The organism is Shewanella sp. BC20, assembly GCF_003129585.1.
Classification (GTDB): Bacteria; Pseudomonadota; Gammaproteobacteria; order Enterobacterales; family Shewanellaceae; genus Shewanella; species Shewanella seohaensis.
The window spans coordinates 232744-246403 of sequence record NZ_NHRI01000001.1 but is presented as its reverse complement, the minus strand read 5'-3'; the positions used below and the strand labels follow the sequence as shown (position 1 = coordinate 246403).

Below are 13660 nucleotides of genomic sequence, written 5' to 3'. Positions count from 1 at the left end.
TTAATTCTCATATCTCGAAACATGCCATTGATGACATTGTTCATACGTCATACATTTGACCAAAAGCTCTTGCGGCTTTTTAAAAGCCTAAAAATCGCTTTAGGCTACTAATAATAGGAAGAGATGATGATGAAAAAGTCTTATTTATCCTTGGTAGTGTTGTCTGCATTAGCGGTACCCGCAATCGCCGACACCAGTATCGACAAGATGTTCAGTGAAGGCACAGTAAAAGGTGAATTACGTCTTTTAGATTTCACCAAAGATTTCGATGAAGGCACCACCACCCAGCACACGACGTCACTCGGCGGTCTGTTCTATTACAAGACTGCAAAAGTGAATGGCCTGAGTATTGGCACTAGCTTTGCCTCTGCCAACCCGATTTGGGTTAACGATTCCGACGCGGTTTATAACTTAGTTGGTCGAGATGCGAATGGTGATCACCAGAGTGTCAACCGGATGCAGGAATATTATGTTCAAGGCGATTGGTGGAATACTCAATTTCGTTTAGGTGCTCAAGAGTTACGCACGCCAATGATGAACCCCCATGATATTCGCGCCATACCTCGCACCTTCCGTGGCTTTTCAGCCGAAAACCACAGCATTGAAAATCTGACACTATCAGCACTCTATATCACCGATTCTATGGGATGGACCGATGAACGCTTTATCTCTGTGAGTGAAGCGGTAAAAGCTGAAGTAAAACGCAATACTGGCAATGTGGTGGATGTCGAAGATAATCCTATGTATGCCGTTGGTGCTAAATATCAGCTGCCCTTTGATACAGTCAAAACTCAAATCAACCTCTGGCAATACTATATGGAAGATGTGTTCCAACAGACCTATGCCAAGGTAAATCTGTCGACCCAGTTGGGTAGCACTAATCTGTACTTCATTCCTTCCTACCTCAATCAACAGGCCACAGGTAATAAATCTGCCGGTGATCTGGATACTTACCAATATGGTTTCCACTTAGGGGCTAAGTTTGCTGGCGTGGATGTCACTTACATGTACGCCAAAACTGGTGATGACACTGTTCTGACGCCATGGGGCGATGACAAGGTTGTGATTCAACAAGTATACCAATCCGCACTCGCCGATGAAGAAGTGAACGCCCTGAAACTGGAGTATGACTTCGGTCAAGTCGGAGCTAAAGGCCTTAGCGCCTATGCCTTCTTTGGGGATTATGACTCACCGGAAAGTCTCAATGACTTTACCGAAACCAACTTTTCTGTGACCTACAAATTTGCTGGTGCCTTGGAGGGACTGGGTGTAAGAGCTCGTTATGCCATCGTCGATTTCGATCAGAAAGAAGACCTCAACGATCTCCGCTTATATCTAACTTACAAGTTCGCTATAGGTCATTAATTCGCGCGCTCCCCTGCGCCTACTTGTTGGGTGTATTAACGTCATTTGAATACACCCTTTTTTAAATCTTTATCACTTGGCTAACAAGCCGTTCGTCAGCTTTGACGTTAGAGCAAATCTTATGTCGTTGTAGATGGTGCAGAGCACCAAACGATATAGTCAACGGAGTAATGAAAATGAGTAAAGAATCGAGAGAAATTGACCAATATACCGCACATGTTTTGCAGAATGGTCTATCACGCCGAAGCTTTTTAACCCGAGCGGCGATCGGGACTGGGGGCTTAGCCTTTGCTGGATTAACGGGTTCTGCTAGTGCATCTCCTGTTTCTACACAAGCGCAGGAATACGCCCAAATTGGCCATGCGACGTTGGAATTTATGCCAAAGCCAAGAGCCATTCCCGACAGTGAAATTGCATCGACCCAAACCTTCGATGTCGTTGTGGTTGGCGCGGGGGCATCGGGTGTTCCTGCTGCGCTTTCGGCGGCGGAAAATGGTGCTAAAGTCGCGGTATTGCAAAAACAGGCAATTCCCGTGGCTCAAGGTAACACTGGCTCTGGTCTAGATTTGAAGAAAAGCGATAAGGCGGGAATTGAAGCCTTGATAAACCGCCTAATGGCCGACAACGCTCATCGCAGTCATCCAGCACTACTCAGAAGTTGGGCCTATAACTCAGGCGAGGCGGTATCTTGGGTTATTGACCGAGCCAAACAAGGCGGTGCATCCGTTGTTGACCAAGGCACTAAGCCACAACACGGTATTAAAGGCATTACCGAATATCCATTGGAATTTGTGACGTCCTATTTTGGCCCTAAACCCTATACCGCTGGTGATGGTATGCGTGCTCTGGCAAAAACTGCCGAAAAAGCAGGGGTTAAATTCTTCTTTAACACACCCGCTAATCAACTGATCCAAGATGCTACCGGTAAGGTCATTGGGGTCATAGCCCAAAATCGTGATGGTAAATATCATAAGTTTATGGCCAAAAAAGGGGTGATTTTGGCCGCGGGTGATTACCAAAATAACAAAGCCATGTGTGACTTCTTTATCCCCGATCTGAAAAACTTCGAGCGTAAGCAAATGGAGCGTACGGGTGACGGTTTTGTCATGGCGTATTGGGCCGGTGGCGTCATTGAGCCTGCTGGGCACACTAAAATGCTCCACGACTTTGATGCGGGTCCCGCGGCTATGTGTGACATGCCATTCCTCGTGGTAAACCGTAAAGGGGAGCGTTTCGTCAACGAAGCCGTTGAAATGTCACTGATGAATAACTACCTACGCAGCGAAGCTGACCAAGGTTGTTACTCCCAGATCTTCGATTCTGACTATATGGAACAAGCTAAAAACTGGCCTGGTAAAGCCTACACACCTGAAGAATTGAAGAACTATATGCCGGAAGATCCTTCAGAGAAGAAAGGCGTATTCCCATCACAAATCAATACCTTTGTGGCTAACACTCTAGAAGAACTCGCTGTGAAATTAGGTTGCGACCCTAAAACCTTTGTGAAAAATGTTAACCGTTACAACGAGCTATGCAAATCAGGTCGTGATGAGGACTTTGGTAAAGCGCCAAGCAAAATGGCTCCGGTGTTAAAGGCCCCATTCTATGGTATTCACCGCCGCATGCGTTTATCCGCGATCACCTCTGGTGTATTAGTTAACGAAAACCATCAAGCACTCGATGCCGATGGTAAGCCAATCGGTGGCTTGTTCATTGTCGGTAACATGGGGGGCGGTTTTTACGGTGGTGTTGACTATCCATTAACGGTATTTGGTCTGTCCCTTGGTCGCTGTTACACCTTTGGTTATTTAACTGGTAAGTATGTCGCCAAGCTTTAGGCCATAACGTCATCAATTGTGGTGCCTTTATCGGCATCTTTCAAAATGAATAACGGAATCAAACCATGAAGAACTTAACTATTATTCTCTCACTGGCATTAAGCCTGTTTGTAGGCAGTACTTTTGCCGCCGATCAACTACTTGATCAAACCCACATGGCCAAAGGCTTAAAATGTACTAGCTGCCACCAAGGGGAAACTCGCGAAGCTGTGCCTATGTTGAAGTGTGTGCAATGCCACAACACTGCGAAATTGGCGGTTAAAACGGAGAATTTTAAACCAACAAATCCACATAACAATCGCCACTTCAGTACCGAAACTGACTGTGCTAAATGTCACCATGTGCACCAAAAGTCTGAAAATTACTGCCAAGGTTGCCATTTAAAGTTTGATTTTGTCACTCCATAATTTCACTCAAAGCAACCATAAGTGACTAAAAAACCACCTTCCCTGCAGAGGTGGTTTTTTATATCGAATATTGGTGAGTGATGAGAAGTGCCTAGGCAAAGTTAATTTTTGCTAGCGTTTTCTGCCTCTTGGGCGGTGCGGCTGACGATATCTGTGCCGGCTTCGAGATACTGCTTATAAGTATCATCACCCCAGGCCACAAGTTTATCGTCTTTAAACATCAGCGGGGTGCATTCTTCTTTGGTGGTCACGCCATCGGATTTTTCATGGTGAGTACGATAAAAGAGCACTTGTAGCTGGCCATCCTTAATGGATTTCGCCTCTGAAAAGTCGGCTTTGCCAAATAAAGTCTTAACGGTAGAAATATCCTGTCCGAGTGTTAACTCATTTAATTTTTGGCTGTTATAGACTTGCCTGTCTTCCCAATCCATTTCATCAGGGGTGGGCTCATATACCAGCACCACAACCGCGACGAAGGCGACATACGCGGCAAATATACTACCAATAATGACCGAAGTTTTTGATTTCATTGAATCTAATTCCTTTGCATATCCAATGTACTATCTGGCAAGTCAATAAAATACGCCTTTGATGACCTAAGGTAAACGGCTTTATTGCAACTTAGTGTTAACAATAGGTGCTAATCGACCTGCGGCGTATTGGCGTGGCCGTTGACCCTAAAATCCTTGAGGTTGATGTTTAAGGGTAAATCGATTTGTAACTGGGCTAATTTATAACTGAGGCGAGCCATGTCTCGGCCTTCGGCGAGTTTCTTGGCTTGTTTTGCGCCAAGATTGGGCAGAGAAGAAAACAGCGCCGCTAGGGTTCTGAAGGTTCGCAGTAATTCTGCCGCCGATTTGGGGCCTATGCCTGCGATGCCGGGGATTTTATTGCCGCTATCACCCGCCAGTGCCATTAAATCAAGAAATTGGCTGCGATCGACGCCCAATTTTTGCTCAAGCTCAGCGATGTTGAGGTACTGCTGATTAAAATGATCCCATTGACTGATACGCGGGTGATTGAGTTGGCTAAAGCCTTTATCGGTTGACACTATAACGGCTTCACCTTGGGCTTTAGCGGTTTTCATCGCAAGGGTGGCGATAACATCATCGGCCTCGGCTGCGGCATAAATCGATTGGATTGGTAAGCTTTTTAGGTGTTCCTGCAGTGCCGGTAAGCCCGCAGCCAGAGGCTCGGGCATAGGTTTACGGCCCTTTTTATAATCGGGGTAAAGCTGTTTACGCCAGGAGATCTCATCACCATCCCAGACGATGGCGACATGGGTCGGGTGGTGAATGCGCAGCAGTTTAGTGCAGGCGACACTCACACGCTCCGTTAAACTGTCCATATCGTTCTCATCAGGGATCGCCGCATAAATGCGGCGAACTAAGTTGAGACCATCGATAATTAAAAACTTATTCATTGGCGGTTATTGTTTTACTTCACTATTTGATAGCAGGGAACATACGCGCTTCCCGGCAGTTTCATCCTATGTTGGGCGACAAAGGCGCCCAGCAAATTGTCCATCAGCTCCATTAAATGTGGATCCCCTTTAATGTGGAAGGGGCCTAGTTGTTCAATCTGCTTGATGGTGTCTGATTTTACATTACCTGCCACGATACCCGAAAATGCTTTACGCAAATTGGCGGCCAGCTCGGCTTTATTGGCTTGATAATGTAAATTCAAGTTGGCCATCACCTCATGGCTAGGGATAAAGGGCAATTGGAACTCGGGTTCTATCTTCAGTCCCCATTGATATTGATAGGCATCGCCGGTGGCGCGGCGATGGGTTTTCACTTGCTCCATGCCTTGCTTCATCACCCGCGCGACTTCGGCGGGATTGTCTATGATGATTTGATATTTTTGCTGCGCCTGAGGCCCCAAGGTGGCGGCGATAAACTCATCAATTTTAATAAAATAATCCGCGCTCTCACTGGGGCCAGTGAGCACCAGTGGGAAGGGGGTATCCTGATTTTCTTTATTGAGCAAAATGCCCAAAATATACAGTAGCTCTTCGGCGGTACCCGCACCGCCGGGGAAGATGATAATGCCGTGGCCTAAGCGCACGAAGGCTTCGAGGCGTTTTTCGATATCGGGTAAGATCACCAGCTCGTTAACAATCTGATTGGGCGGCTCGGCGGCAATAATACTGGGCTCTGTGAGACCAATATAACGGGCGTTTTTAATCCGTTGTTTTGCATGACCAATGGCGGCGCCCTTCATCGGACCTTCCATCGCGCCAGGGCCGCAGCCGGTGCAAATATCTAATTCCCTTAGACCAAGTTGATAGCCCACTTCACGGGTGTATTGGTATTCGACAGCGTTAATGCTGTGACCACCCCAACAGACGACCACATTGGGGTCTTTCATCGGTGCAATGGCGCGGGCATTACGCAAAATATCGAACACCACGTTAGTAATGTGGCTCGCGTTAGTGAGGTTGATATGCTTTAGGGTGTCGTATTTATCGCTGATATAGAGGATGTCCCTGAGCACCGAAAACAAGTGTTCTTGGATCCCTGTGATAATTTGGCCGTCGACGAAGGCTTGCTCGGGGGGATTGATAAGCTCTAGTTTAACCCCACGTTCACGTTGAAGCACATTGATATCGAAGTTCTGATATTGCTCGAATAGCGCTTTAGAGTTGTCGGTCTTGAGGCCTGCGGCGAGTACGGCGAGTGAGCAGTTACGATACAGTTGATATAGGGCGCTCTTGGCGCTTTTTTTGAGGCGATCAACTTCAAGTTGTGAAAGCTGATCCATGCTGCCCTTTGGGCTGACTTTTACTATCATTTATCACTCCTTCGTCTCGACAGGAGTGATAACTAGCGACGTATAGGCGGACTTTGTTATACGTCAATCACAACCCTGTCTCTGCTTTCATGTTTTGCTTTGTAGAGTGCTGCATCGGCGCGCTCGAAGGTTTCATGTATGAGCTCGTTCCCCATAACCTGCGCAGCCCCTATAGATACTGTAACTGTAATTCGCTGATTTTTAAATTTAAATGGAATATTTTTTACTTTTTCACGGACTCTGTTTAAAAGTTGAGCAATGTCGCCTCCGCCAATATCTGGCAGGATGAGCACAAACTCTTCGCCGCCGTAGCGGGCGACAAACTCGGTATCCCGTAGAGAGTTCTTTAATGCCATGGCGATGACCTGCAGGGTTTTATCGCCCGTGCTGTGGCCAAAGCTGTCATTGATACTCTTAAAGTGGTCGATATCGGCCACCGCAATCCACAGCGGGCTTTTATGGCGCTGATAATTGCGGTACTCAAGTTCCATGCGCTCTTCGAGGGCTGCACGGTTAGGGAGCTGGGTTAAGCTGTCCAATAGATTGAGTTTTTGTTGCTCGAAGAGTCGCTCTTTATAGGTGTTCGCCTCGTTGCTCAACTCGTTAAGCTCTTTGCGCATTGTTTCCATCGACTTGCGCAGCAAAGCTTGTTCACGTTGCTCTAAGGCTTCTTTGCGGGCGAGGGCGGAGCGAATCGAGCTAAGCTGCTCGGTCAACTGGGCTTTAAGATCGACAATATCGTCGGTATCGATAATGGCTTCACCCACATTATCGACGCGCGAATTGATTTCACGGTTGAGCTGGGTTTTAAGCTGAAAACTGCGCTGGTTGTGATTGTAGGATTCACTCACGACTTCACGTACCGCGGCTAAAGCATCGTTTAGGGCGTACAAAAACTCTTGTGAGGCCGATTTTTCGCGGGCGATGTTATCGAGCAGCAGAGATAAAATGGTTTGATAGGCTTCGAGCAAGGTATCGATTTCGACTTCCGATGCCAGCAGCTCTTTAATCACCAGCACTTGGTCACGTTGATCTTTACGAAACTCGATTTCCGAAATCATCTGCGCCAGTTCGTGGGCGAGTTGCCTGTGCTTAGGCAAGACATCGAGCTTTTCAGTCTCGTTGAACTGCTGCTGCAGGATGGTATCGTAGAAGCCAATGATTTGTTTAACTTTAGGAATATATTCCCACACAGTGTGGAACGGTTTTGAAAGATCTTGCTTGAAGTAGTTAACTTCTTTTTTGAGTTTTTCTGGCGCCGAGTTAACCCGTTGGATTTGGCGAATGACTTGAGCAAGCCCAGTGCGGCTCTCTTCCAGTTGCACCATCACGTGGTTGTACTGACCCTTTAACAGGCGTTCAACATCAACCAACTCCGGTAATGCTTCATCGACTCGCTCAAAGGTATTTAAATTGTGGCGAAGTTTGGCAAGTTTATTATCCAGTTCTAAATTCTGCCCTTTGCAGGCAAGACTTAAATGGCCAATAAATTGGAGTAGTGTTTGTAACTTAGCATTCCTGTCTTCGTTTACTTCATCGAGGGCCAATTTTGCCGAGTGAAGTTTTTGCTGAAGCAATGCCAGCTGTGTCACTGTCGCGTTGGAATCCTTCATCCGGAGTATTTTCCTAACTCTGTAGGGCTAACAAGCATGACGTCCTCTGTCCAGATTAGCGGTAAACTCATATGCTTCTAATGTTATAACAATGGCGGTAGAGTGCAAATTGCTTTCCCCATGCCACGATGATTAATTGTCGATATTGATCAAATATTTTCTAATAAATGTCGATCTTGGTTATTTTCCCAGCAGGGCCAAATGATGTCGTCTTTGGTTGCGCTGGTCTCGACCCTTATCAGGCCGCGTTCAATCCCTTTTTCGAGGTGCAAAAATAGCGGATCGGCAAAGAGTGTCGGTGGCACAAAATCTAAGGCTCTAAGGCTCACATAATGGCTAGTGTCATTCGGCAAACTGCGCGCGCCTGCAAGTGCCATTTGCAGGGTTTCAAACAGTAATTTAGGGGCTATTTTGATTTCTGCTTTAGTCAACAGCGGTAAGCTAATCCAGCCTAAATTAAAATGATAGCCCATGCCGTTGGTATCCAGCTGTGCCCGCAGTGTTTGTAATACCCGCTGTGGTTCTTCTGCCTCGGTAAATCTTACGGCAAACAAGCCCTGACGGATCACATACACGGGCATCGACAATGCATTAGTGATATGGCCAGTTAATTGGCGTGTAATGGCATTGGCAAAATATTGGCCGTGATTCAGATCGGTACTGACATGCTCGCGAAATTCAATTAAGGCGAGGGCGGCTGTGGGCGCATTCGCTGTGCTTTGGGCGAGATCCTTTAATAGCGCGGCATATCCCTGATGGTGGGTAAAAGGCTCTTCGAGGCTTAACTGCTGCAGCATGGCGTTTTGGCGTTTGTGCTTAAGGCGCTGATTGAGCAGTATGATGATCCCCACTAAGAGTACAGTCGCAATCAGGCCACTAAAGGCCAGCAATTTGTTAGTATTTTTAGTGGTTTCAACCGCATCGTTCAGTTTGCCTTGCAACATGCTGAGTTCGAGCTTGAGTTGCTGCTCGGCCAGCACGGAGGCGGAAACCGATGGATCTTTGGCTGTGCTTTCGAGTGCTTCGCTCAATTCGATAATGCGCTTTTGTGTGCTAATCACTTTAGCTTGGTCGTTGAGCTTTTCCGCAGACAGGGCGATTTGTGTCAGCGCCGATTTTTGCTCATCCTGCAATTTTAAATCACTGGCGAGAGCCAAAGCATTCTCGGCGTGGCTCATCATCAGCGGCCAATCTTCCTTCGATTGGGCAATCTCACCGATAAGCAGTTCGTTATAGACTAAATAGTGATGGCTTTGTTTTTCTTGAAATATCTGATTCGCCATCAATAAGTATTTGAGGGCGTTTACCTCATCATGAAGGTGTGAATAGGCTTGGCCGAGATTGTGAAAATTTAGCCCTTGCGCGATGTAGTTACCGCGTTTGGCGTCGAGCTGCTGGGCATTTAGGTAGTAATCGATGGCGCGGTTCCAATCACCTTGTTCACCATACACCATGGCGATGACCGTCATACAGCTTGATAAATAAGTGTCGTTGCCCAGTTTTTTGAAACCTGCTGCAGCCTCATGGGCATTCTTTAAGGCTTCATCCCATTGTTTTAAATCCCGATACACCTTCGCCAGTTGCAGCTGCAGGTGGGTTTTCATCGAAGGATAATTGGAGCGATTAGACAGGCGAATTGCTTCGCTATAGTGTTGTAATGATTTAGTGAGTTGTTGATTTTTATTGTAATAATGCCCAAGTTTCGATTCGGCCGCCGCGATAAGGTAGTCGTTTCTAAGCTTGTAGGCGATATCGCGGTAGGTATGAAAATGCATTAACGCGGGCACATCTTGGCGGATGACGAGGTGCAATCCGCCTAAATGTTCATGAATGGTGTGCTTTAGCAGCATGGATTCCACATCATAACTGTCGTTAATCCGTGTCAGCGCCTCATTATAAAATGCGATGGCCTCTTGGTATTTTTGTTCGGTACGGCCGATATAACGCCCCTTGAGCATAGCGACTGTGGCTTGTTCGAAGGGACTCTGCGCTATGCTTGCCAGTAATTCAATCAGGCTATTGGCGTCTTGAAACCCAACTTTGGATTTCACATTTGGCTCGAGATTTAACCGCGCAAGCAGTTGCAGAATATGCTCGAATTCATCACTGCTGTAACCCTGCTCTTGGGCGGCACGTTCAAATTGTTCACGATTCTTAAAGGCAATAGGAAAAGAGATGGACTGGTTAAGTCTGTCATACATCTTCTGCGGCGTTTCACGCAATTCTATTTCTTCGGCCTCAAGATCGGTAGCCTTTGTTTGAAAAGAAATAGACATCAACAAGGTCACGAAAATAACAATGAGTTTATGCATGTGTAGGTGGCCCTATATTCCCTAAGTCAAGGAACTTATTTTGTTAGCTTTTGTTAGCGCCTAATGAGGATGCTACATCGACTTGTTATACTTGGAAAAAATATAAGAAGCATAATAACAGAAGACGGAAGGAAGTCAGAGTGAAACCCAGTAGATTATCTATTTTGGTATTAAGTGTATTAGGGTCGGCTAACGTATTTGCCGATGTGGATTACAAAATTGATTTAAGCCAACCAGAACATCACCTTGCGAAGGTGAGTGTGACCTTCCCCGAGGCTAAAGCGGGTGAGTTCAATGTCAATCTTCCCGTGTGGCGTACGGGGAAATATCAAGTGTTACCTTTATCCGACGGTGTGCGTTTATTTAGCGCGACCGATGCACGAGGCAACGCACTGCCATGGAAACGCACCGCCAGCGGTGAATGGCAAATAGCCCTCGATAAGCCCACCAGCGTGACAGTGAATTATCAGCTTTATGCCAATGAATTAGGTCAACGTGTGCGTCATATCGATGCTACCCACGCCTATTTAGATGCCAGTGGCGTATTTATGTATAGCCCGCAATTTCGAGCCGATGCTGTCGCAGTACAGTTAACGGTTCCCGAGAACTGGCAAAGTTATTCGGGTATGTCGTCAGGCAACGCGGCGCATTCCTTTGTGGCGCCTAATTATGATGTGCTGATTGATTCGCCCATCGAAACCGGCGTGAGCACCCACAAAACCTTCAGTGCTAATGGTAAAGACTATGAGTTAGTACTGTGGGGCGAAGGCAACTACGATGCCGACAAGGTGGTGAAAGATTTAACCGCGCTGAGTGGTCAAGCCAAGGCGATTTGGGATGGTTATCCCTTTGAGCGTTATGTGTATATGGTGCACGCCACTAGCGGCGCGAGTGGCGCAACCGAACATTTGAACTCGACGGTCATCCAACTACCTCGGTTTAGTTTTCGCGAGCGTAAGGACTACCTACGCTTTATCAGCACCGCCTCCCATGAGTTTATTCATACCTGGAACGTTAAAGCCTATCGTCCAGCGGGTTTGGTCCCTTACGATTATCAGCATGAAAACATGACTGAACTTTTGTGGATTGCCGAGGGCTCGACCAGTTATTTCCAAGGTCAGTTACTGCTGCGTGCAGGAGTGATGACACCTAAGGAGTTTTTAGAAGATCTCGCTAAACGCATTGAGAAGAGTGAGCTGACACCCGGGCGCGAAATTCAATCTGTGGCCGAGGCCAGTTTAGGGGAGTGGAGCAGCGCGGGTGGTGATTATGCCATTAACCACAGTGTGAATATTTACTCTGAAGGTTATTTAGCCTCACTGGCGCTGGATTTCTCCCTGCTGACTGACTCGAATCTTGCCCACTCATATCGCGATGTTCATCGTAAACTCTATCAGGATTACCGCGTGCCTAAGGGTTACACTGTGGCCGATGTGCAGCAAATACTGAAGGACTTATCGGGTAAGGATTATGGCCCCTGGTGGCAGAGCCATGTGAATAGTCCTCTAAGTCTTGAGTTTTCAGGCCTGTTGTCTCAGGCAGGTTTAGTGATGTCCTATGGTAAAGACTCTAAAGCTGAGCCTTTTACGGGCATGACTTTAAGCAGCGAACATGGCTCTTTAGTGCTTTCTCAAGTCTTGCGTAATGGCCCCGCTTGGCAGGCCGGTATCGTGGCAGGGGATGAGATCCTCGCGATTAATGGCTTAAAGGTCACGGCACAAGGTTTCGATAAACGCATCAAAGACTTTAAAGTGGGTGATAAGGTCGAAATCACCTTATTTAACAACGACAAAATCAAGCAAGTGGCGTTAACCTTAGGTGAGAAACAAAGCGGTAAGCTAGCGCTAAAAGGCGATGTAAAGGCGACTAAGCAGCAAAAAGCCTTCTTCAAAGCCTGGCTTGGCATTGATTGGCCGTTCGATAATAAGGGTGAGCTGCTGACGAAAAGCTAGTCCGTTTGCGATTTGAGTGAGTGGCGGCAATTAAGGTTGGCATACTTGAATCGCTCCCTCGAATCGCTGCCAATGTATTACTTCAGTCATCGATACTAAGAAGGCGCCGCAGTGAGCTAAGTTCAACTGCGGCGCCTTTATACATTATTTCGTTTGATTTAGCTTAAGCTCGTTTGGCGCTTTCGCTAAATATGGCTGTGCTTTATCAGCTTGCTTAAGCGTTAAGTCTAAGCTTGAGTCTCTTCAAGGCCGCCTAATGCCGAAACTAGGGCGTGCATCAGCGCGACTAACTCACTGCCCATTAAGGCAAAGTCGGCATCGAGACGCGCCATTGGATCTTCATTACCTAGCTCATCATTACCCGCTCTAAATTCTTCGGAGAATTTTAAGCGTTTTACGCTGGCGTCGGATTGCAGCAGTAGCGCAATTGATTGGCCAAAGTGCAGGGCGAGCTTATGCACTTCTTTGCCGGTTTCAAGGTGGGCAAGTACTTCATCTTCTTTCAGATCTTGCTGCTTAAAGCGCACGATACCGCCTTCATCGGCGGCCGATTTCAACTCGGCTTCATCTTGCATTTCAAAGGGTAATGGTGCGCTGCCATCTTTTAACCATTGAGTGAGGTTTGATTCAACTGGCGCTTTAAAGCTTAATGGGATCACTGGCAAGCTGCCTAAGGCCTTGCGTAATAAGGCTAATAATTCTTCGGCTTTAGTGGCGCTAGAGCTATCAACGAGGATCATTTCCAGCTCAGGTAAAATCAGCGCGCGAGTTTGGCTGCGACGTGAAAAGGCGCGTGGTAATAGGCTAGTGATGATTTCATCTTTCAGCGCATCTTTTTCTTTTTTGGCGAGCTTACGATTTTCTTCATCTTCAATTTGCGCCACTTTTTCTTCTAATGATTCTTTAATCACTTGGCCTGGCAGAATTTTTTCTTCTTTAGTGACACAGATAAGGTGACGATTGTTGGCGCTGTGCACTAAGGTGCTGCCCTGTTTACCTAAGGCATTGGAAAACCCAAATTTGCTGACGTCTTGGCTGCCGCACGGGGAAAATGTGAAATCGGCGAGTGCGGTTTCAAGTGCTTCTGTCTCGATGGAAAAAGGTTTATTGAAACGGTAAAGAGTAAGATTTTTAAACCACATAAGATGCGCTCATTGGAAAAATAAAGTCGCAGTTTACGGCATAGTTGCAGCGGGGTAAACCTACCTTAAATCGTTAAATTTTGCCCCGGTTGCAGAATTCATCAAAATGTAACATTGGAAAAAATCTGCCTGTAACCCTTGGTATTACTCGGTTTTATCTTTGAGGGGGAGTGCGGTTTCGTGGTGGCTGACCCAAGTTGTCACAATTGAAATAAAACTGAAACAGATTCATTGCAAA

General features: G+C 46.7%; 10 protein-coding genes. 4 read left to right on the top strand and 6 right to left on the bottom strand.

The window, feature by feature from the left end; genetic code table 11:
- Nucleotides 1-123 precede the first annotated feature (123 nt).
- The 3 genes from CBX96_RS01055 (at nucleotide 124) to CBX96_RS01045 (ending at nucleotide 3610) form a co-directional block, all read left to right on the top strand.
- Nucleotides 124-1365, top strand: coding sequence for an OprD family outer membrane porin (locus CBX96_RS01055; RefSeq protein ID WP_181382116.1), 1242 nt, complete (start codon nucleotides 124-126; stop codon nucleotides 1363-1365).
- Nucleotides 1366-1541: 176 nt separating this feature from the next.
- Nucleotides 1542-3203, top strand: a complete 1662-nt coding sequence (locus tag CBX96_RS01050) for an FAD-binding protein (protein ID WP_109285412.1) — start codon at nucleotides 1542-1544, stop codon at nucleotides 3201-3203.
- 65 nt (nucleotides 3204-3268) lie between these two features.
- Nucleotides 3269-3610 (top strand): cytochrome c3 family protein, encoded by a 342-nt coding sequence (locus tag CBX96_RS01045; protein WP_109285411.1) that lies wholly within the window; start codon nucleotides 3269-3271, stop codon nucleotides 3608-3610.
- Nucleotides 3611-3711: 101 nt separating this feature from the next.
- Here the strand turns inward: CBX96_RS01045 and CBX96_RS01040 are convergent, their stop codons facing one another.
- The 5 genes from CBX96_RS01040 to CBX96_RS01020 all read right to left on the bottom strand — a co-directional run bounded on the left by CBX96_RS01040 (nucleotide 3712) and on the right by CBX96_RS01020 (nucleotide 10328).
- A complete protein-coding gene (locus CBX96_RS01040) occupies nucleotides 3712-4140 on the bottom strand; it encodes a DUF3192 domain-containing protein (protein WP_109285410.1) in 429 nt (142 codons plus the stop codon).
- A 110-nt stretch (nucleotides 4141-4250) separates the two neighbouring features.
- The gene (gene xni, locus CBX96_RS01035) at nucleotides 4251-5033 is read right to left on the bottom strand and encodes a flap endonuclease Xni (protein WP_109285409.1); all 783 of its coding nucleotides are present in this window, start codon (nucleotides 5031-5033) and stop codon (nucleotides 4251-4253) included.
- A gap of 14 nt (nucleotides 5034-5047) precedes the next feature.
- Nucleotides 5048-6403 (bottom strand): nucleotide 5'-monophosphate nucleosidase PpnN, encoded by a 1356-nt coding sequence (ppnN, locus tag CBX96_RS01030; protein ID WP_109285408.1) that lies wholly within the window; start codon nucleotides 6401-6403, stop codon nucleotides 5048-5050.
- A gap of 56 nt (nucleotides 6404-6459) precedes the next feature.
- The gene (locus CBX96_RS01025; RefSeq protein WP_109285407.1) at nucleotides 6460-8016 is read right to left on the bottom strand and encodes a GGDEF domain-containing protein; all 1557 of its coding nucleotides are present in this window, start codon (nucleotides 8014-8016) and stop codon (nucleotides 6460-6462) included.
- 149 nt (nucleotides 8017-8165) lie between these two features.
- A complete protein-coding gene (locus CBX96_RS01020; protein ID WP_109285406.1) occupies nucleotides 8166-10328 on the bottom strand; it encodes a lipopolysaccharide assembly protein LapB in 2163 nt (720 codons plus the stop codon).
- A gap of 140 nt (nucleotides 10329-10468) precedes the next feature.
- Here CBX96_RS01020 and CBX96_RS01015 point away from each other — a divergent pair, with 140 nt between their 5' ends.
- Nucleotides 10469-12280, top strand: coding sequence for a M61 family metallopeptidase (locus CBX96_RS01015; RefSeq protein ID WP_109285405.1), 1812 nt, complete (start codon nucleotides 10469-10471; stop codon nucleotides 12278-12280).
- A gap of 227 nt (nucleotides 12281-12507) precedes the next feature.
- Here the strand turns inward: CBX96_RS01015 and rdgC are convergent, their stop codons facing one another.
- Nucleotides 12508-13422: a recombination-associated protein RdgC gene (gene rdgC, locus CBX96_RS01010; RefSeq protein WP_086902322.1), complete on the bottom strand. Its 915-nt coding sequence runs from the start codon at nucleotides 13420-13422 to the stop codon at nucleotides 12508-12510.
- Between the last annotated feature and the right edge of the window lie 238 nt (nucleotides 13423-13660).

What these genes read in the sequence shown, in the direction of transcription:
- CBX96_RS01055 (WP_181382116.1), top strand. Translation starts at nt 124, where the DNA reads ATGATGATGAAAAAGTCTTATTTATCCTTGGTAGTGTTGTCTGCATTA.
- CBX96_RS01050 (WP_109285412.1), top strand. Translation starts at nt 1,542, where the DNA reads ATGAGTAAAGAATCGAGAGAAATTGACCAATATACCGCACATGTTTTG.
- CBX96_RS01045 (WP_109285411.1), top strand. Translation starts at nt 3,269, where the DNA reads ATGAAGAACTTAACTATTATTCTCTCACTGGCATTAAGCCTGTTTGTA.
- CBX96_RS01040 (WP_109285410.1), bottom strand. Translation starts at nt 4,140, where the DNA reads ATGAAATCAAAAACTTCGGTCATTATTGGTAGTATATTTGCCGCGTAT.
- xni (WP_109285409.1), bottom strand. Translation starts at nt 5,033, where the DNA reads ATGAATAAGTTTTTAATTATCGATGGTCTCAACTTAGTTCGCCGCATT.
- ppnN (WP_109285408.1), bottom strand. Translation starts at nt 6,403, where the DNA reads ATGATAGTAAAAGTCAGCCCAAAGGGCAGCATGGATCAGCTTTCACAA.
- CBX96_RS01025 (WP_109285407.1), bottom strand. Translation starts at nt 8,016, where the DNA reads ATGAAGGATTCCAACGCGACAGTGACACAGCTGGCATTGCTTCAGCAA.
- CBX96_RS01020 (WP_109285406.1), bottom strand. Translation starts at nt 10,328, where the DNA reads ATGCATAAACTCATTGTTATTTTCGTGACCTTGTTGATGTCTATTTCT.
- rdgC (WP_086902322.1), bottom strand. Translation starts at nt 13,422, where the DNA reads ATGTGGTTTAAAAATCTTACTCTTTACCGTTTCAATAAACCTTTTTCC.